The 17,739-nt window shown below is 60.2% G+C and carries 19 protein-coding genes; 12 read left to right on the top strand and 7 right to left on the bottom strand.

The annotated features are described in order from the left end of the window. Positions 1-373: 373 nt before the first annotated feature. Positions 374-1,501 carry a tRNA guanosine(34) transglycosylase Tgt gene (gene tgt / locus SULPSESMR1_RS05850; protein ID WP_089419972.1) on the bottom strand — a complete coding sequence of 376 codons (1,128 nt, stop codon included), beginning with the start codon at positions 1,499-1,501 and terminating at the stop codon, positions 374-376. Between the two features lie 121 nt (positions 1,502-1,622). Between tgt and SULPSESMR1_RS05845 the strand changes: the two genes are divergently transcribed. The 5 genes from SULPSESMR1_RS05845 (at position 1,623) to SULPSESMR1_RS05825 (ending at position 5,643) form a co-directional block, all read left to right on the top strand. After that, positions 1,623-2,516: an SPFH domain-containing protein gene (locus SULPSESMR1_RS05845; RefSeq protein WP_089419971.1), complete on the top strand. Its 894-nt coding sequence runs from the start codon at positions 1,623-1,625 to the stop codon at positions 2,514-2,516. Continuing rightward, entirely contained in the window at positions 2,516-2,791 is a 276-nt protein-coding gene (locus SULPSESMR1_RS05840; protein WP_089422179.1) for an NfeD family protein, read from the top strand. The genes SULPSESMR1_RS05845 and SULPSESMR1_RS05840 overlap by 1 nt, the downstream gene beginning before the upstream one ends. Before the next feature lie 112 nt (positions 2,792-2,903). Continuing rightward, the gene (locus SULPSESMR1_RS05835) at positions 2,904-3,698 is read left to right on the top strand and encodes an enoyl-CoA hydratase-related protein (protein WP_089419970.1); all 795 of its coding nucleotides are present in this window, start codon (positions 2,904-2,906) and stop codon (positions 3,696-3,698) included. Positions 3,699-3,773: 75 nt separating this feature from the next. Beyond that, positions 3,774-5,153, top strand: a complete 1,380-nt coding sequence (gene rimK / locus SULPSESMR1_RS05830; protein ID WP_089419969.1) for a 30S ribosomal protein S6--L-glutamate ligase — start codon at positions 3,774-3,776, stop codon at positions 5,151-5,153. A gap of 127 nt (positions 5,154-5,280) precedes the next feature. Further along, positions 5,281-5,643 (top strand): SUF system Fe-S cluster assembly protein, encoded by a 363-nt coding sequence (locus SULPSESMR1_RS05825; protein ID WP_089419968.1) that lies wholly within the window; start codon positions 5,281-5,283, stop codon positions 5,641-5,643. A gap of 152 nt (positions 5,644-5,795) precedes the next feature. On the opposite strand, the gene SULPSESMR1_RS05820 is transcribed toward SULPSESMR1_RS05825, so the two are convergent. Next, positions 5,796-7,316 carry a catalase gene (locus SULPSESMR1_RS05820; protein WP_089419967.1) on the bottom strand — a complete coding sequence of 507 codons (1,521 nt, stop codon included), beginning with the start codon at positions 7,314-7,316 and terminating at the stop codon, positions 5,796-5,798. A gap of 212 nt (positions 7,317-7,528) precedes the next feature. On the opposite strand from SULPSESMR1_RS05820, the gene SULPSESMR1_RS05815 reads away from it, so the two are divergent. The 5 genes from SULPSESMR1_RS05815 to SULPSESMR1_RS05795 all read left to right on the top strand — a co-directional run bounded on the left by SULPSESMR1_RS05815 (position 7,529) and on the right by SULPSESMR1_RS05795 (position 11,037). Then, positions 7,529-8,740 (top strand): glycerophosphodiester phosphodiesterase family protein, encoded by a 1,212-nt coding sequence (locus tag SULPSESMR1_RS05815; RefSeq protein WP_089419966.1) that lies wholly within the window; start codon positions 7,529-7,531, stop codon positions 8,738-8,740. 197 nt (positions 8,741-8,937) lie between these two features. Next, on the top strand, positions 8,938-9,543 hold the full coding sequence (locus SULPSESMR1_RS05810; protein ID WP_089419965.1) for a hypothetical protein: 606 nt from the start codon (positions 8,938-8,940) through the stop codon (positions 9,541-9,543). Positions 9,544-9,612: 69 nt separating this feature from the next. Continuing rightward, positions 9,613-10,275, top strand: a complete 663-nt coding sequence (locus SULPSESMR1_RS05805; RefSeq protein WP_089419964.1) for a hypothetical protein — start codon at positions 9,613-9,615, stop codon at positions 10,273-10,275. A 51-nt stretch (positions 10,276-10,326) separates the two neighbouring features. Next, complete coding sequence (locus SULPSESMR1_RS05800) at positions 10,327-10,707, top strand: HesB/IscA family protein (RefSeq protein ID WP_089419963.1); 381 nt, start codon at positions 10,327-10,329, stop codon at positions 10,705-10,707. Between the two features lie 6 nt (positions 10,708-10,713). Beyond that, the gene (locus tag SULPSESMR1_RS05795; RefSeq protein WP_089419962.1) at positions 10,714-11,037 is read left to right on the top strand and encodes a TfoX/Sxy family protein; all 324 of its coding nucleotides are present in this window, start codon (positions 10,714-10,716) and stop codon (positions 11,035-11,037) included. On the opposite strand, the gene SULPSESMR1_RS05790 is transcribed toward SULPSESMR1_RS05795, so the two are convergent. Next, positions 11,034-11,942, bottom strand: a complete 909-nt coding sequence (locus SULPSESMR1_RS05790) for an isopenicillin N synthase family dioxygenase (protein WP_089419961.1) — start codon at positions 11,940-11,942, stop codon at positions 11,034-11,036. The two genes, SULPSESMR1_RS05795 and SULPSESMR1_RS05790, sit on opposite strands and share 4 nt — an antisense overlap. 125 nt (positions 11,943-12,067) lie before the next feature. On the opposite strand from SULPSESMR1_RS05790, the gene tpiA reads away from it, so the two are divergent. Then, positions 12,068-12,826, top strand: a complete 759-nt coding sequence (tpiA, locus tag SULPSESMR1_RS05785; RefSeq protein WP_089419960.1) for a triose-phosphate isomerase — start codon at positions 12,068-12,070, stop codon at positions 12,824-12,826. 141 nt (positions 12,827-12,967) lie between these two features. On the opposite strand, the gene SULPSESMR1_RS05780 is transcribed toward tpiA, so the two are convergent. Next, positions 12,968-13,597: a LysE family translocator gene (locus tag SULPSESMR1_RS05780; protein WP_089422178.1), complete on the bottom strand. Its 630-nt coding sequence runs from the start codon at positions 13,595-13,597 to the stop codon at positions 12,968-12,970. Positions 13,598-13,893: 296 nt separating this feature from the next. Here SULPSESMR1_RS05780 and SULPSESMR1_RS05775 point away from each other — a divergent pair, with 296 nt between their 5' ends. Further along, complete coding sequence (locus tag SULPSESMR1_RS05775; RefSeq protein ID WP_089419959.1) at positions 13,894-14,217, top strand: YciI family protein; 324 nt, start codon at positions 13,894-13,896, stop codon at positions 14,215-14,217. A gap of 202 nt (positions 14,218-14,419) precedes the next feature. Here SULPSESMR1_RS05775 and SULPSESMR1_RS05770 read toward each other — a convergent pair whose 3' ends face one another. From SULPSESMR1_RS05770 to SULPSESMR1_RS05760, 3 genes are all read right to left on the bottom strand, one after another. Further along, a complete protein-coding gene (locus tag SULPSESMR1_RS05770; RefSeq protein WP_089419958.1) occupies positions 14,420-15,799 on the bottom strand; it encodes a TRAP transporter large permease in 1,380 nt (459 codons plus the stop codon). A 3-nt stretch (positions 15,800-15,802) separates the two neighbouring features. Further along, positions 15,803-16,492, bottom strand: coding sequence for a TRAP transporter small permease (locus SULPSESMR1_RS05765; protein ID WP_089419957.1), 690 nt, complete (start codon positions 16,490-16,492; stop codon positions 15,803-15,805). A gap of 77 nt (positions 16,493-16,569) precedes the next feature. Beyond that, positions 16,570-17,574 (bottom strand): DctP family TRAP transporter solute-binding subunit, encoded by a 1,005-nt coding sequence (locus SULPSESMR1_RS05760; protein WP_089419956.1) that lies wholly within the window; start codon positions 17,572-17,574, stop codon positions 16,570-16,572. Between the last annotated feature and the right edge of the window lie 165 nt (positions 17,575-17,739).

The raw sequence follows: 17,739 nt of genomic DNA, 5'->3' as shown, positions 1-17,739 counted from the left end.
GCAATGGGACCAAACGAACTGTTCGGGCTTTTTGGCCAAAACAGACGTTTTTTATGCTAAAACACGTTCAAAAAGCGATGTAGCGGGTCGAATTGCACGTAAAAAAAGGCGGCAGGTCAATTCGGCGTGTCCGGTGCAGAACGGAGGCTGCGGGGGCGGAAAAACGGCACATCCTGCCACCGCTACGATTCGCGCGCGCGGCAGGACAATGCCCGCGCATCACCAAGAATTGCACCGAATTAGGAAACAATAATCGTGAAAACAACCTTTTAACGCGCCAATCCATAGTTTCATGTCCGTGCGACAAAACCTACAGGCTGACATTGCAACCGCACCCGCGGGTACAACAGCTGTTGAACAGGATGCTGCCGCGCTAAAGCTGTTCGATGTCGCCGCCCGCACGGTTGGCGTGAAAATCCGCCTGCCAGCGGGTAAAGGTGCCTGCGGCAATCGCCTTACGCATCCCGTCCATGATCTGCTGGAAATAGTGCAGGTTGTGCCACGTCAGCAGCATCGAGCTGATCATCTCCTGACTGCGGAACACATGGTGCAGATAGGCCCGCGAATATTTCGTGCAGGCAGGGCATGTGCAGGCGTCGTCGATCGGGCGCGGGTCGTCCTGATGGCGGGCGTTCTTGATGTTCAGCACGCCGTGGCGGGTAAACACCTGCCCCGTGCGCCCTGATCGCGACGGCAAAACGCAGTCCATCATGTCAATGCCGCGCGCCACGGCACCGACAATATCGTCCGGCTTGCCCACCCCCATCAGATAACGCGGTTTGTCCTGCGGCAACTGGTCCGAGGCAAAGTCCAGACAGCCGAACATGGCCTCTTGCCCCTCGCCCACGGCAAGACCGCCGACCGCATAGCCGTCAAAGCCGATCTCGGTCAGGGCGGCAGCACTTTCCGCCCGCAAGTCCTGCTCTAACCCGCCCTGCTGGATGCCAAACAGCGCATGACCCGGACGATCACCGAACGCATCGCGCGACCGCTGCGCCCACCGCATCGACAGGCGCATGCTTTGTGCAATCCGCGTCTTGTCGGCGGGCAGCGCGGGGCATTCGTCGAAACACATGACAATATCCGACCCCAGCAACTTCTGGATTTCCATCGACCGTTCCGGTGTGATCTCGTGACGCGATCCGTCGATGTGGCTTTTAAAGGTCACACCCTTTTCGGTCAGCTTGCGCAGCGCGGCCAGCGACATCACCTGAAAGCCGCCTGAATCGGTCAGGATCGGTTTGTCCCAGTTCATGAACCTGTGCAGCCCGCCCAGCCTGTCGATGCGTTCCGCCGTCGGGCGCAGCATCAGGTGATAGGTGTTGCCCAACAAGATATCCGCCCCCGTGGCTGCAACGCTTTCGGGCAACATCGCCTTGACCGTGGCGGCGGTGCCCACCGGCATAAAGGCGGGCGTACGGATGTCACCGCGCGGGGTCGACAGAACCCCCGTGCGGGCCTTGCCGTCTGTTGCATCCTTGCGGAAGGTGATCAAAGTCATGGCGCACCTCTTAAGCACTGCTGAAACCGTTTCACGCGCGGCCTAGACCGGATGGTTTAAACTTGCAATCCATAGGTCCGCAGCGGATATTTCCCCATCTTGTCATGAATGGAATTCACCCGTGCCTTTAGAAGATCAGCTGATCGCTCTCGCCCAAGACAATATTGTTTATCTTCTGACCGCCCTGCTGCTGGTGGTGGTGGTCTTTAAATCTGTACAGATTGTGCCACAATCTGAACAACATGTCGTTCAGCGGTTTGGCCGCCTGCGTGCGGTTCTGGGGCCTGGCGTCAATATGATTGTGCCGTTTATCGACCGCGTGGCGCACAGGATTTCAATTCTAGAACGGCAGCTGCCCACCGCCAGTCAGGACGCGATCACCCGCGACAACGTGCTGGTACAGGTCGACACCTCGGTCTTTTACCGTATCACCGAACCGGAAAAGACCGTCTACCGCATTCGTGACGTGGACGGTGCCATTTCGACCACGGTCGCAGGCATCGTGCGTGCCGAGATCGGCAAGATGGATCTTGACGAGGTGCAGGCGAACCGTTCGGCCCTGATCAACACAATCAAGGCCAATGTCGAAGACGCGGTGGATGACTGGGGCATCGAAGTGACCCGCGCCGAAATTCTGGACGTGAACCTTGATGCCGCGACCCGCGCCGCAATGATGCAACAACTGAACGCTGAACGCGCCCGCCGCGCGCAGGTGACCGAAGCCGAAGGATCGAAACGCGCGGTCGAACTTAGCGCCGACGCCGAGCTTTATGCGTCAGAGCAATCGGCCAAGGCGCGCCGCGTTCTGGCAGACGCCGAAGCCTATGCCACCGAAGTTGTGGCCAAAGCCATTGCCGAGCATGGCATCGAAGCCGCGCAATATCAGGTGGCCCTGAAACAGGTCGAGGCGCTGAACACGCTGGGACGCGGCGACGGCAAACAGACGATTGTGGTGCCCGCCGCAGCACTCGAAGCCTTTGGCGATGCGTTCAAAATGCTCAAGGGGCGTGGATGATGGCCGGTCTGGTTGGCATCTGGTGGGTCTGGCTGGCTGTTGCCATCGCCCTGGGCGTGGTCGAAGTGCTGGCGCCCGGCTTTATCTTTCTGGGCTTTGCGCTGGGGGCGCTGGTGATGGCGGCCGTTGTCGGCTTTTTGGCACCGGGGCTGACCCTGGCGTTGGCGCTGGCGATATTCGCGGGCCTGTCGCTGCTGGCGTGGATCGTTCTGCGGCTGGTCTTTCGCCGCCAAAGCTCGGGCGCGCGGCGTGTGCTGCATGACATAAACGACTGAATCACCGGCTTTGCGATTTTTTAAGGCCTGTACCGGCAACGGGGCCCTTGCCCTGTCCGATCGCGTTGCGCACAGGTGCCCCATCGTGGCATGATACGCAAAAGGAGCCTTGATGAACCAGATGCAGTCCCCCGATCTTGTCACCTGCGATGTGACCGATGGCGTGGCAACGCTCAGCCTTGGCGGCGGTGCGGCCCATGCGCTGTCGATGGCTATGATCAAGGACCTGCACCGCATGTTGGACGTATTGGCAACCGATGACGCCGTGCGCGTTGTCGTTCTGACAGGGCCGGGACATATCTTTTGCGCAGGGCACGACATCAAGGAAATCGCCCGCCACCGCGCGGACCACGACAGCGGGCGCGCCTTTCTGACCGGACTGTTCGAGGCCTGTGGTGACATGATGCTGGCGTTGGCAGAACTGCCCAAGCCCACCATCGCGATGGTAGACGGCATCGCCACGGCGGCAGGCCTGCAACTGGTGGCGTCCTGCGATCTGGCCTTTGCCAGCCCGCGCGCCACCGTCTGCCTGCCCGGCGTGACCAATGGCGGGTTTTGCACCACCCCTGCCGTTGCCGTATCGCGCAACGTGGGCCCCAAACACCTGATGGAACTTACCCTGTCGGGCACCCCGATGGATGCAGGCTGGGCGCAATCTGCGGGCCTGTTCAACCGCATCTGTCCGGCGGAAACACTGGCACGGCAAACCACCGGTTTTGCCACGACATTGGCCACCTGCAACCCCGGCCCCATTGCCAAGGGCAAGGCCGCGTTGCACCAGCACCGCGATCTGCCGCTGCGCGACGCCTATGCACTGGCGACGCCTGTAATGATCGACCACTTCATGGATCCCGGCCGCCTTGCCACCGAGGCCGCCAAAGCTGCCGCAAAAGCGTCCAAGGCCTGATCGCCATCCCCTTTTATACCTTTGACACATATGTCGCGCCAAACTGGCGCTGCCCGCCTTTGACAGGAGTTACCAATGGACAGTCTACATTTCGGCTGGGAAGAATGGATCGGCTTGCCCGAACTGGGTCTGCCCGCCCTCAAGGCCAAGATCGACACCGGCGCGCGCACCTCGGCGCTGCATGCCCATGACATCGAAGTCTTTGGCCCTGCGGCCAAGCCCAAAGTGCGGTTCAACGTCTACCCCGTCGCGGGCCAGACGCAGGTGCAGATGACCTGTTCCGCCGAGATCAAGGACCGCCGCGAAATCACCTCGTCCAACGGCGAATCCGAGCTGCGCTATGTCATTGAAACCACGTTGGAAGTTGCGGGCCAGTCTTGGCCCATCGAAGTGACGTTGACCGACCGGTCCGGCATGACCAGCCGGATGCTGCTGGGACGTCAGGCGCTTCAAGATCACATTTCGATCACTGCCACGGAAAAGCGTCTGCAACCGGACCTCAGCTATGATGTCTACCATTCTGCCGCCGTGCGCCGTGCCGCCCCGCAGCGCGCCCTGCGCATTGCGGTGCTCAGCCGCGAGGACAACTATTCCACCCGCCGTCTGGTCGAGATTGGCGAGGCGCGCGGCCACACCGTCGAAGTGATCGACACCACGCGCTGCTATATGGCGATCAACACGATGGCCCCCGAAGTGCATTATGATGGCAAACGCCTGCCCCGCTATGACGCGGTCGTGCCGCGCATCGGCGCGTCGATCACGCCCTATGGCACCGCCGTGATCCGCCAGTTCGAAACCATCGGCACCTATTGCGTCAACGGCAGCGCGGGCATCACCGCCAGCCGCGACAAGCTGCACGCGCATCAGGTGCTGGCCAGCAAGCGCATCGGTATGCCCACCACCGCCTTTGCCGCGTCGCCCAAGGACACCGGCAATCTGATTGGGCTGGTGGGAACCGCGCCGCTGATCGTGAAACTGCTGGAATCGACCCAAGGCAAAGGCGTCGTTCTGGCCGAAACCAAAAAGGCCGCCGAAAGCGTCATCGACGCCTTTCGTGGCCTGCGCGCCAACTTTCTGGTGCAGCAATTCGTCAAGGAATCGGCGGGCGAAGACATCCGCTGTCTGGTGATCGACGGCAAAGTGGTCGCTGCGATGAAGCGCACCGGCGCGGATGGCGATTTTCGCTCGAACCTGCACCGTGGCGGATCGGCCAAAACCGTGCGCATCACCAAAGACGAACGCGACACCGCCCTGCGCGCCGCCCGCGCCTTTGGTCTGGGCAAGGCAGGCGTCGATCTGCTGCGCTCGGATTCCGGCCCCAAAGTGCTCGAGGTGAATTCCTCGCCCGGGTTCGAGGGCATCGAAAAGGCCACGGGCAAGGATATTGTCGGGATGCTTTACGATATGATCGAGGCGCGGGTGAAACCGCAGCCCGTGCGCAAACGCAAAGGCTGAGCGGCCTCTGGCGCAGTGCAAAAACCGCACAACCCGCAGCGCTTCGGTGCGACGCACTGCCCCAGCCCCTCTGGACGCATGCCGGTGTTATCCCTATATAATCAGTCAGGAACCAGAGTGAGGCCAAATGGACCAGTCCAAAGACATGCTAGAAGGGACACCGCTGATCGCGCCGTCCTCCACCGACCACCCGCTGTACGACGCGGTCGTCGAAGCTTGCCGCACGGTCTATGACCCTGAAATCCCGGTGAATATTTACGAGCTGGGCCTGATCTATACCATCGACATCGCTGATGACGGCGCCGTGCGTGTGATCATGTCGCTGACAGCGCCGGGCTGTCCCGTGGCGGGCGAAATGCCCGGCTGGGTCGCCGATGCGGTTGAACCCCTGCCCGGTGTAAAAACCGTCGACGTCGAACTGACGTGGGAACCACCATGGGGCATGGAAATGATGTCTGATGAAGCGCGGCTGGAGCTGGGCTTTATGTAAGGCCGGCGGCGGCACAATCCGCTGTTTATCACAAAGCGGGGCCAATGCCTGGGCCCGCTTTTTCATTTCCGTTGCAGCGGTTTTTGATGCGTACCGCACTCAGCCACCGGAAAGCGGTATGATCCAATCCTTTGTTTTTAATCATATATACATCAGATTCCACTGATACTCTCGGCTGAGGCAAGGCCCGGCGCATCCGATGCCCAGCCCAGTTTTTCGCGCACGCCCGCTTCGATCTTGTCACCGGTCGCGTCGTCGATATTACGCCAGTATTCGAATGCACGTTGCAGCACCTTTTCGCTGACCCCGTCACACAGATGGCCGACCACGTTCGACACCAGACGCGCACGTGCAGCGTCGTCCATCACGTCACGCACCAACGCACCGGCCTGACTCCAGTCGTCGTCATCTGCGCGCAGGGTATACGCCTGACGCATCATTTCGCCGTCCGTGTACCACGACCCCGCCTCGGGCCCCGCCTGAGGGTGCGCCGATGGGCCACCGTAAGAATTGGGCGCATAGACCGGATCGCTGACGGGTTGCGTCCGCCCGGCCCCGTCCTTGGAGTAACTGTTGACCTCGGATGTGGCGCCGTTCACCGGAATCTGCTTGTAGTTCACCCCCAACCGCGCGCGGTGCGCATCGGCATAGGCAAAGCCGCGCGCCAGCAGCATCTTGTCCGGCGACAGCCCGACACCCGGCACCATGTTATTCGGCTCGAAAGCGGCCTGTTCGATCTGGGTGTGAAAGTCGGTGGGGTTGCGTGTCAGCGTCAGCTTGCCAACTTCAATCAGCGGGTAATCCGCGTGCGGCCAGACTTTGGTCAGGTCGAACGGATTGATGCGATAGGCCTTGGCATCCTCAAAGGGCATGATCTGCCATTTCAACGTCCAGCTAGGGTGGTTCCCGTCACGAATGGAATTGAACAGGTCGCGGCGGTGGTAATCGCCGTCGGTTCCGGCCAGTTTGTCGGCCTCGTCCTGAGCAAGATAGTCGTTTCCATCGCCCTGATCGGTCATAAAGTGAAACTTGACCCAGAACTGTTCGCCATCTGCGTTGACCAGCGAATAGGTGTGGCTGGAATAGCCGTTCATGTGGCGCCATGTTTTCGGGATGCCACGATCACCCATAAGATAGGCGACCTGATGGGCGCTTTCGGGGGACAGCGTCCAGAAATCCCACTGCATGTCATGGTCGCGCATATCGTTGTCGGCACGGCGTTTCTGGCTGCGGATAAAGTGCTGGAATTTCAGCGGATCACGGACAAAGAAAACGGGCGTGTTGTTGCCCACCATGTCAAAGTTGCCCTCTTCGGTGTACATCTTGATCGAAAACCCGCGCGGGTCGCGCCATGTGTCGGGGCTGCCGCGTTCGCCTGCCACGGTCGAAAAGCGCATGACCACATCGCAGCTTGCACCCGGCTGGAAAATCTTGGCCTTGGTGTATTGCGACACGTCGCGCGTGGTCACGAATGTCCCGAAGGCACCCGAGCCTTTGGCGTGCGGTTGCCGCTCGGGGATGCGCTCGCGGTTAAAGTTGGCCATCTGCTCGAGCAGATAGTGGTCATTCAGAACAATCGGGCCGTCTGGTCCCACGGTCAACGAATGTTCGTCGCTTTGAACGCGAATGCCTGCGTCCGTTGTTGTGTGGGGGGTGTCTTTGCGACGTGTCATGACCAGCGCTCCAATGTTCCGATTGTTTGGTGGGGAACGGTTGGTGGCACAAAAAGTTCCCCCGGATGCCGGATCAGCGTCGGCGGGTTCTGGCGCAATTCAGCGGGCAGAAAGACTGCGGATGTCACGCGAGCTTCGCAAATGGATCACAGATCTGTTACACTAAACATTCAGAAGGCCTTCACATAACAACCTGACAACTGGAGCTTTCCATGCGTATTTCACTGTTCGCGGCAACCCTTGCCGCCCTGCCCGTTCTTGCCGCAGCCGACGGGCACGGCCAGTCAACTGCTGTCTCATACGGTGCCCGTCCTGCCTATCTCGTTGACAAACTGCCCGAAGGTGCGCTGAAGGACAAACTGGCCAGCTGCATGGCCCAGACGCCAGCCCAAACCGACTTTTCGATCGGTCACCGTGGCGCGGCGCTGATGTTCCCCGAGCATACAGACCAGTCCTTTATCGCCGGTGCGCGTCAGGGCGCGGGCATCCTGGAATGTGACGTGACCTTTACCAAGGATCACGAACTGGTCTGCCGCCACGCGCAGAACGACCTGCACACCACCACCAACATCCTGGTCAGCGATCTGGCCAACACCTGCAACACCGCGTTTACCCCTGCGTCGGGTGATACCAAAGCCAGTGCCGAATGCCGCACCTCGGAATTGACGCTGGAGCAGTTCCGCACGCTGACCCCGAAAATGGACAGCGCCGATGCCACGGCCACCACAGCCGAGGCCTATCAGGGGGGCGTCGCGGGCTTTCGCACCACGCTCTACACCGACGATGCCAAGCTGATGACCCACGCGGAATCGATCCAGTTGATCAAGTCGCTGGGCGCCAAATTCACCCCCGAACTGAAAAGCCCCTCGGTCGAGATGCCCCATGACGGCTTCAGCCAAGCCGACTATGCGCAAAAGATGATCGACGAATACAAGGCCGCAGACATCCCCGCATCGGACGTCTGGCCGCAGTCGTTCAACCTTGAAGACGTGCTGTACTGGGTGAACAACGAACCCGAATTCGGCAAACAGGCGGTGTTTCTGGTAGAATGGTCCGAAGGCTTTGACGAACAGGACAAAGCCACATGGAACGAAGATTTTGCCGACCTGAAAGCGCAGGGCGTGCAGTATCTGGCCCCCTCGCTGAACATGCTGCTGACCGACGACAACGGCGCGCTGGCCGCATCCGCCTATGCGCTGGCCGCCAAAGAGGCCGGTCTGAAGCTGATCGCATGGACACTGGAACGCTCGGGTCCGCTGGCAACCGGTGGTGGCTGGTATTTCCAGTCGGTCGGTGATGTGGTCAAGAACGACAGCGACTATCTGGTGGCGCTGGACGTGATCGCCCAAGACGTCGGCGTTGAAGGTGTGTTCTCGGACTGGCCTGCGACCGTGACATATTACGCCAACTGCATGGGTCTCTAAGCCCCTTTAAGCGAGACGATACAGTGATCAGGCCGTCCCTTCGGGGGCGGCTTTTTCTATGCAGGGCAGATTGTCCGGCGGTGCGGCCTGTGCCGTGTTGCCGTCTGCGATCGCGGCTTTTTCTACCTTTCGCCGCCGTCCGGCAGTTGCATGGCCCCGGATTTGCCCGCACAACTGGTCGGCAAAGAGGATACCCCATGCCGCAACTGGCCGTTCTGACCGGAGATATCGTGAAATCGTCCAACCTGCCCGAGGGCGGGCTGGCGCAGGTCTTTGAGGGACTGGACGCGGCGGCTGCCGCTTTGGCCGGATGGCAGGACGTGGCCCCGCGCCTGACCCGCGCACGCGGTGACAGCTGGCAGGCCGTATGCGCCGCCCCGATGGCCCTGCGCGCGGCACTGGCGTTTCGCGCGGGCGTGCGCATGACCGGCAAGGCGCACGACACCCGCATCGGGTTGGCCACCGGCGGCGGGACCGTCGCGGGGGCCGATCTGTCCGACGCCGAGGGTGCCGCCTTTGTCGCCTCGGGTCGGGCGCTGGATGACATGGCGCGCACCGCCAGACTGTTTACCGACACGGCCCCGAAACCGCTGCAATCCGCCCTGCCCCTTGCCGATCACATCAGCAGCCGCTGGACCGTGCGGCAAGCACAGATCGCGCTGGCGTCGCTGGCGGTGCCAGCGCCCACACAGGACGCGCTGGCCGACCGCTTTGATGTCAGCCGCCAGACCATCCACAGCCTGCAAGAAGCGGCGGGCATCCGTGTGTTGATCGACGTATGCGAGATGTTGGAAAATGACTGACACCCCGAAAAGCAGCCATATTCGACTGCAACATGAAATAGCAGCCATATACGGCTGCTTTTACCCGACATGATCGACACCGCTCTGGCCCTGACGCTGGCGTGGCTGCTGGCCTTTCACCTGATTCCCGCCCGCGCCCCGCTGGCCCTGCGCGTCGGGATCGTTTTTGCGCTGGCGTGGATCGCATTGGGCGGTGCTGCGCAACTGGCAGCGGCGACGGCACTGGGCCATGCTGCGGTGGCTTTGGCCGCAAAACGTCTGCCTGCGCATCTGTGGTCCTATCTGGGCACCCAAGCCGCCCATATGGCCGTGATCCTTGCACTGCTTGCATGGCTACCGGATGCCTTTGCCACAGGTCTCTGGGGGGGCTATGCGCCGTGGCTGCAACCGCTGGCGGTGCTGCTGTGCGGTGTGATGGCCGCAACCGTGCTGGGCGGCCCTGCGGTGGGTCTATTGATGGCGCCGTGGCGTGCGGCGGCACAGATCGAAGGACTGGACAACGCAGGCCGCATCATCGGGCTGATGGAACGCGCACTGATCTATCTGATGGTGATGATCGGTGAACCCACGGGCATCGGTTTTCTAATTGCGGCGAAATCCATCCTGCGGTTCGAGACCGCCTCGCGGGATCAAAAAGCCAGCGAATACGTGATTATCGGCACTTTGGCCTCGTTTGGTTGGGCGCTGGCGTGGGGTTTTGCGACACAAAGCCTCGTCGCGACCCTGCGATAGCTTGAGATTACGGCGCACCACCCCTACATTGCGGTCAAAGGAGTTCTGTTTATGTTTTCCATCCCCGGCAAGCAAGCCGTCACAATCACCCCCCGAGCCGCCGCCCAGATTGCCAAACTTATGGCAGCGGACGGTCACAAGGGGCTGCGCATCGGCGTCAAAAAGGGCGGCTGTGCAGGCATGGAATATACAATGGAATATGTGGACGAACAGGATCCCAACGACGAGGCCGTCGAACAGGACGGCGCGCGGGTGTTGATTGCACCGATGGCGCAAATGTTCCTGTTCGGCACCGAGATCGACTATGAAACCTCGCTGCTGGAATCGTCCTTCAAATTCAACAATCCCAACGTGACCGAAGCCTGCGGCTGCGGCGAATCGATCAAATTCGCCGACCCCGCCGAGATGGCCGAACATCTGGTCAAAGGCTAGGCGCCGATGGCCGTTTCCGATGAAGCGGTCGAGATGGCGCTGGATCTTCTGCGCGATGTGGGGCCTATGTCCACCCGTCGCATGTTCGGCGGCATGGGGTTTTACACCGACGGCCAGATTTTTGCGCTGCTGATGTCCGATGGCCGTCTGATGCTGAAAGGCGTCGGCGCCATGCAAGCACGGTTCGATGATCTGGGCATGGTGCGCTGGACCTATCAGCGCCCCGGCCAGAAGGCTGCCGCGATGCCCTATTGGGAACTGCCCGACAGCGCGCTGGACGACCCCGACGCGGCCACCGGACTGGCCCGTCAGGCCATTGCCTGTCTCTAGGCCCTGCTTTGCAAATGCACGTATGTTTCCGAAAACCGCTTTTCCATATGGTCGCCCGCGCGGATCACATCGCCTGATCCGATGGGCGCCACATTGGTGTCATAGGCCGGATTGAAAAACAGCGGCACCGAGATACGCTCGGCGTTGGTGCCCACCACACGATGCGGCGTTGCCTGAACACGGCCCTTTGTCCACATCTCCATCATCTCGCCGAAATTGATGACAAAATCGCCCGGAGGAGCTTGTACCGCGATCCAGCCGCCGCCGCGTTTGCGCACCTCCAGCCCCGGCGTTCCGTCGGTCGCCAGCAAGGTCAAACAGCCATAATCGGTGTGCGTGGCGATGCCAAAATCCCGCGCCGTCGCCCATGCGGGGCGTTGCGGGTAATAATTCCCGCGCAACAGCGCCATCGGCTTGTCAAACGCACTGTCGAAATAATCGCGCGGGGCGTCGATCGCCTCGGCAATGCCGCGCAGCACCGTCATCGCGACATCGCAAGCATCGCTGTAATAGGCCGCGATCACATCTTGAAACTGCGCCGGTCGGGTGGGCCAGCAGTTCGGCGCATAGACCGGCAATGCGGCCAGCGGATCGCCCTCGGGCAGTGTGAACCCCGCATCAAAGAACTGTTTATAGTCAGGGTTGGCCCCCGGATCGACCTGTTCTGACCCCGCAGCACCCCACCCCCGGTTCGCACCGGTGCGGGCCATGTCCACGTCACGTTTCTGCGCCTCGGGCAGATGGAAGAATGCGCGATAGGTCTCGATCACCTCGCGCACACGCGCAGCCGTCAGCGCGGTGTTGTGAACGGTGGCAAAGCCCGTGTCGCGGGCAGCCTGCGCAAGCGCCGCGATGGTCTGTGCGTCGCGTGCCGCAATCAAAGCCGCGTCCAGTCTGGGGATCATGCCTGTGTCCTTGTCTCGAATACCTGAAGCGGGTGTAAGACCCCGCGTCCCAAAAGCCTACATTGCCCGCCCTGCGCCGCAATGCTAAATCTGGGCCAAAGCAATTTCAAACAGGCGGGACAACGATGCGGCGCAAAATGGCAGCAGGCAACTGGAAGATGAACGGCAGCAGTGCAGCGCTTGGCGTGATCTCGGAACTGGCAGCGGCGCATGCCGACAGCACCGACACCGACACCGACATCGTGATCTGCCCACCAGCGCCGCTGTTGTTCCGCGCCAGCGAGTTGGCTCGATCCAGCGCTCTGACCATCGGCGCACAGGACTGCCACAGCGCGCCATCAGGTGCCTTTACCGGTGACATCGCCGCCCCGATGATTGCGGACACAGGGGCCACCCATGTGATTGTGGGCCACTCCGAACGCCGCGACGCTTACCATGAAAGCAACAGCGATGTGCGCGCCAAGACCATGGCCGCATGGGACGCGGGCCTGACCGCCATCCTGTGCATCGGCGAAAGCGCCGCAACCCGCGAGGCGGGCAACACGCTGGACATCATCGCAGAGCAATTGTCAGGTTCGGTTCCGGACGGCACCACGGGCGGTAATCTGGTGGTCGCCTATGAACCCGTCTGGGCCATCGGCACCGGTGCCGTTGCCACCACTGCGCAAATCAACGAAGTCCACGACTTTATCCGCACCCGCCTGATCCAGCGTCTGGGCGACGAGGTCGGCACTGCAATCCGGCTGCTCTATGGCGGATCGGTCAAACCGGGCAATGCGACCGAGATTTTCCAGTGTGCCAACGTCGACGGCGCATTGGTGGGCGGCGCCAGCCTGAAAGCGCAGGATTTCACGCCGATCATTCATGCCCTGATCGCCAGTTGATCCACCCCCGTCGCGCGTCACAAGTTCTGCCTTTTCGGTCAGGGGTGTTGCCTTTGTGGCGCGACCTGGCGTTTGAAACGGTTATTCGTGGTGGGTGGTTTTAACGTCGGCAATGCGGGACGAAGCCGACCTCCGACGAGGCTACTGTGCTCGCTTGAACGCTGCTGTCGCAACGCCCATGACAATCAGTGCGCTACCGCCAAGACGAGAGAACCAAGCCAAAACCGAAGGGCGTGCAAGCTTGGTCCGCAATTTGTCGGCCAAGAGCGCATAGGCGAGCGCATTGATCGCAGCCAACCCGACAAACGTAACGACGAGAATCGCGAACTGAGGCAGGAGCGGGCTGTCGACGACAACGAATTGTGGCACGAATGCTATGAAGAACACGATGGATTTGGGGTTGAGCGCAGTCACCGCAGCGGCGTGACCAAAGACGCTGGATGCGCTGGTTTCTGTCACCGTCTCCAGATCGCCAAGTGAGGCCCTTGACGCACCTCGAAAGAGCTTAACTCCCAAATATACAAGATAGACCGCCCCGACCCACTTCAGAATAGTGAACAGGGTGGCAGAAGCCAGAACCAAGGCACCGAGACCGGCCAAGGATGCGGACATTGCAATAAGGTCGCCGAGGGCCACGCCACCAACGGTCGCGATAGCTACCCGCTTTCCTTGACTGATCGCATAGCTGAGAACGAGTAGAACCGTTGGCCCTGGAATAAGCAAAAGTGCGATTGATGCTGCAACGAACGCCAGCCAGATTTGAAAATCCACTAGAATGCCTTCCTTACTTTTTGGATGAGCCAGCCACAGCGCAAGTGAACTGTAAAGAAGAAAGTAGCTGAACAAATTCTGCGTCGCCGCATCGGTAATTATAGCCCCGAAGCTGACGTAAGGTGAATCCCCTGTCGCCGCAGTGCAGTTGCGCACAAGCGGATATTAGCAAGGGCCCGCAGCAATGAGGGTGCCAAGGCCTGCCGCGCGGGACGGAGTGTATCGGTGCCGCTTCAAGCAGCATTTGACAAGCTGGTTGCGAGTCAGCACCACACTGAGATCGAAAGGAGCATATGATGCCGAAGTTTTTGACGATCGGTTACGGAGACCGAGACGGATATGACCGGACGCCGGAGGCGATACGAGCCGCTGCACACGAACAAGACGCACAACTTGTCGCCGAAGGGGCGCTGATTGGCGTCGCTGGGCCACCCGTGCAAGTTCGCAATCCAGAAGCGTCTGGTGTCGAGACGAGCCAAGGACAGTTCATGGTCGCAGATCTCCCCGTCGCAGGGTTTGCAGTCATCGAAGCAGCATCCCTTGAGGATGCTATCGAAAAGGTATCAGGTGTTCCTTGCGCCGTTGCACATGGCGTTGTCGAAATCTGGCCTATGGGCTGAAGCTGACATCAAAGCAGCCGTTCGTGCAACGCGCAGCATCCGCCACTATCGGCCCCATTCCGGCTGTTCGCCCCAGAGACAGACCTTTGTGAGCTTGGCCACCCGTGTTCAACGCACACAGGCCGCCCCCTTGCAGGTGCGGCCTGTTTCTGACGCCGGTGTGCGGGGCCAGTGTATTTTTATTGCGTCTATCCCGGAATATCTAATTCGTGATAATCTCTGGCCCCATCATCATCGTTGGCAACCATGTCGAAATTGCCGGAATATAGGTCACCATAATCAGGAACACGAAAAGCACTGCAAGGAACGGCAGGGCCGCGCGCACCACGGACATCATCGGCATCCCTGCCACGCCCGAGGTCACGAACAGGTTCAGACCCACCGGCGGCGTGATCATCCCGATTTCCATGTTCACCACCATGATGATACCCAGATGGATCGGATCAATACCCAGCTCGATTGCAATCGGGAACACCAGCGGTGCCACGATCACCAACAGGCCCGAGGGCTCCATGAACTGCCCGCCGATCAGCAGGATCACGTTGACGATGATCAAAAACACCACCCAGTTAAAGCCCGCGTCCAGCATCGCACTGGCGATCTGCTGTGGGATCTGCTCGTCGGTCAGCACGTGTTTGAGGATCAACGCATTGGCGATGATGAACATCAGCGTCACGGTCAGCTTGCCCGCCTCGAAAAACGCATCGCGGGTGTCGCGGTGCCACAACACCGTGACCAGCGCCCAAGGTCTGGAGAACAGGCTGTGGTTCCGCGCGCCTTCTTCCGTGGCATGCAGCGGCCCCATGTCGCGATAGACAAAGCTTGCGACAAGAAAGGCATAGATCGCAGCCACGGCGGCGGCTTCGGTCGGCGTGAAAATGCCCCCATAGATGCCGCCCAGAATGATGATGATCAGGAACAAACCGCCAGAGGCACTCAGACCCGATTTAACGACTTCCCCCCAGCCCAGCCAATCGCCCTTTGGCAGCTTCTTGATCACTGCCATCGCGTAAATGGTGACCATCAGCATGGTGCCTGCCATCAGACCCGGAATAACACCCGCAAGGAACATCCGCCCCACTGACACATCGGTGGCGCTGGCATAGACCACCATCACGATGCTGGGTGGGATCAGAATGCCCAGCGTGCCTGCGTTGGCGATGACACCGGCGGCGAATTCCTTGGTATAGCCCACCTGCCGCATGCCTGCGATCACGATTGACCCGATCGCCACAACCGTCGCAGGGCTGGAACCGGACAGGGCCGCAAACATCATGCAAGCAAAGACGCCCGCAATCGCAAGACCACCCGGAAAATGCCCGACAATGGCGATGGAAAAGCGGATGATCCGCTTGGCCACACCACCTGTCGACATGAACGTGGACGCAAGAATAAAGAACGGGATCGCCAGCAGGGTGTAATGCCCCGCCATCGCCTGAAACAGCGATTGCGCAACCGACGCCAAAGAGGTGTCGGACAGCACCAGCAGAAACACAATCGACGACATGCCCAGTGACACGGCAATCGGCACACCGATCAGCATCAGGCCGACCACCATGACAAAAAGAACAAGAACTTCCATGGCTTAACCCTCGCGGTTCATATGTGCGACGGCTTCGACGTCGTCTTCGGCTTCGTGGCTGACGATCAGGCTGTCAGACGCACCCGTCCAGACACGCACGCCGGCCTGAACAAAGCGGAACAACAGCAGCGCCATGCCAAAGGGCAGCATTGCATAGGGAATGAAGCGCGGGATTTTCTCGTAGGCCTCGCCTTCGTTCATGATCGGTTCGATCCACGTCAGCCACGCGGGAAACGGAATGTCGATCACCTCGTACCAGCCGCGATAGGACGAGCGTTTCATCTCTTCAAAACCGGTGGGAAACACGGTGCCGGTGGTTTGTGGCAGATTGGCAAAGTTGGCCCAATAGTCCCACGCGCCCTTCAGCAGCAGCACCGCGTAAAAGATGCAAACGGCCGCTGCAACCAGCGCGATGATCCGGCGAACCGGCATGCTGAACAGGTTGATCACCGCGTCCACGCCCAGATGCGCGGTGGTTTTCACCGCATAGCTAACACCGAACAGAACCAGCCACGCAAACAAAAAGGTCACCATTTCCAGGCCCCAGATAAGGCCGGTGTTGAACCCGTAACGCAGCACAACGTTGACAAATGTGATGATAGTCATACCCGCCAGCAGCAGCGCGATCACGGTCTCTTCGATCTCGTTCACGATGCGGCCCAGCCTGGATTTGGGTTCATAGCGCTGTGCCATACCGCCCCTCCGATGATGTGTGAAAGACTGCGCCCGGCCATTTTCAATAACGGCCGGGCGCGCAAGCCTGAAGCGGCTTAGTTGATTGTGGCGTTGATCGTCTGTGCAGCGTCGATGTTCTCTTGGCCCACGTCGCCCTTGAACTCTTCCCAGACGGGTTTCATCGTGTCGACCCATGCCTGACGCTGGTCGGCTGTCAGTTCACGCACAACACCGCCTGCGTCGATGATCGCTTGTTTGGCCTCGGCGTTCACGCGGGTGGATTCTGCGTTGCGCGATGTCGAAACCTCTTCGATGATCGTGGCCAGCTGTGTGCGGGTGTCGTCATCAAGGCTGTCCCAGAAGTCGGTCGAGGTCACCACCAGATAGTCGATGATGCCGTGGTTGGTTTCGGTCACTCCGTCCTGAACTTCAAAGAACTTCTTGCCATAGATGTTCGACCACGTGTTTTCCTGACCGTCCACAACGCCGGTTTGCAGCGCGCCGTACACTTCGGAAAATGCCATCGGCTGGGGCGAGCCCCCCAATGCCGCCATCTGCGCCTTGAGCACGTCCGAGTTCTGCACGCGGAACTTCAGACCGTTGGCGTCGGTGGGTTGCAACAGCGGCACATTGGCCGACATCTGTTTCATGCCGTTGTGCCAGAACGCCAGCCCCAACAGGCCGCGGCGTGTCATCGATTCTTTCATCGCCTGACCGGTTTCCGAAGTCTGGAACTGGTCAACCGCGTCGATGTTGGTGAACATGAACGGCAGATCGAAAATGCGGAACTGTTTGGTGAACTGCTCGAATTTCGACAGCGAGGGCGCGGCCATTTGCACGTCGCCTTGCAGCATCGCTTCCAGCACCTGATTGTCATTGTAAAGTGTCGAGTTCGGGAACACTTCCATGCACACCTTGCCGTCCATCTCGTCGTTCACGCGCTGTTCCAGCAGCGAGGCGGCGATGCCTTTGGGGTGTTTGTCTGTGTTGGTGACGTGGCTGAATTTGATCACGATTTCGCCGTCGTCACAGGCGGCCTGTACGGCACCAGCGGAAACGGACAGGCTCAGGGCCACGGCTGCGGCGGTAAAAAACTTCATGATACTCCTCCCAGAGTTTGCTTTTTGCATATCTGCGCGACCCTCTCCCAAGCGTCGCGTCACGCAAGAGTGAACAGCAGCAAGGGGACGGGACGCAACACTGCGTGAGGCGCGGCAAAAATATGGTAATTTATATATATTTTACAAGTTGTTGCGTGGAGTTTT

It is taken from the genome of Pseudosulfitobacter pseudonitzschiae (assembly GCF_002222635.1).
GTDB lineage: Bacteria > Pseudomonadota > Alphaproteobacteria > Rhodobacterales > Rhodobacteraceae > Pseudosulfitobacter > Pseudosulfitobacter pseudonitzschiae_A.
This window is presented reverse-complemented; position numbering and strand designations above follow the sequence as displayed.

Coding starts and splice junctions, on each gene's coding strand:
- tgt (WP_089419972.1), bottom strand. CDS start 1,501: ATGACTTTGATCACCTTCCGCAAGGATGCAACAGACGGCAAGGCCCGC.
- SULPSESMR1_RS05840 (WP_089422179.1), top strand. CDS start 2,516: ATGGCCGGTCTGGTTGGCATCTGGTGGGTCTGGCTGGCTGTTGCCATC.
- SULPSESMR1_RS05835 (WP_089419970.1), top strand. CDS start 2,904: ATGAACCAGATGCAGTCCCCCGATCTTGTCACCTGCGATGTGACCGAT.
- rimK (WP_089419969.1), top strand. CDS start 3,774: ATGGACAGTCTACATTTCGGCTGGGAAGAATGGATCGGCTTGCCCGAA.
- SULPSESMR1_RS05825 (WP_089419968.1), top strand. CDS start 5,281: ATGGACCAGTCCAAAGACATGCTAGAAGGGACACCGCTGATCGCGCCG.
- SULPSESMR1_RS05820 (WP_089419967.1), bottom strand. CDS start 7,316: ATGACACGTCGCAAAGACACCCCCCACACAACAACGGACGCAGGCATT.
- SULPSESMR1_RS05815 (WP_089419966.1), top strand. CDS start 7,529: ATGCGTATTTCACTGTTCGCGGCAACCCTTGCCGCCCTGCCCGTTCTT.
- SULPSESMR1_RS05810 (WP_089419965.1), top strand. CDS start 8,938: ATGCCGCAACTGGCCGTTCTGACCGGAGATATCGTGAAATCGTCCAAC.
- SULPSESMR1_RS05805 (WP_089419964.1), top strand. CDS start 9,613: ATGATCGACACCGCTCTGGCCCTGACGCTGGCGTGGCTGCTGGCCTTT.
- SULPSESMR1_RS05800 (WP_089419963.1), top strand. CDS start 10,327: ATGTTTTCCATCCCCGGCAAGCAAGCCGTCACAATCACCCCCCGAGCC.
- SULPSESMR1_RS05795 (WP_089419962.1), top strand. CDS start 10,714: ATGGCCGTTTCCGATGAAGCGGTCGAGATGGCGCTGGATCTTCTGCGC.
- SULPSESMR1_RS05790 (WP_089419961.1), bottom strand. CDS start 11,942: ATGATCCCCAGACTGGACGCGGCTTTGATTGCGGCACGCGACGCACAG.
- tpiA (WP_089419960.1), top strand. CDS start 12,068: ATGCGGCGCAAAATGGCAGCAGGCAACTGGAAGATGAACGGCAGCAGT.
- SULPSESMR1_RS05775 (WP_089419959.1), top strand. CDS start 13,894: ATGCCGAAGTTTTTGACGATCGGTTACGGAGACCGAGACGGATATGAC.
- SULPSESMR1_RS05770 (WP_089419958.1), bottom strand. CDS start 15,799: ATGGAAGTTCTTGTTCTTTTTGTCATGGTGGTCGGCCTGATGCTGATC.
- SULPSESMR1_RS05765 (WP_089419957.1), bottom strand. CDS start 16,492: ATGGCACAGCGCTATGAACCCAAATCCAGGCTGGGCCGCATCGTGAAC.
- SULPSESMR1_RS05760 (WP_089419956.1), bottom strand. CDS start 17,574: ATGAAGTTTTTTACCGCCGCAGCCGTGGCCCTGAGCCTGTCCGTTTCC.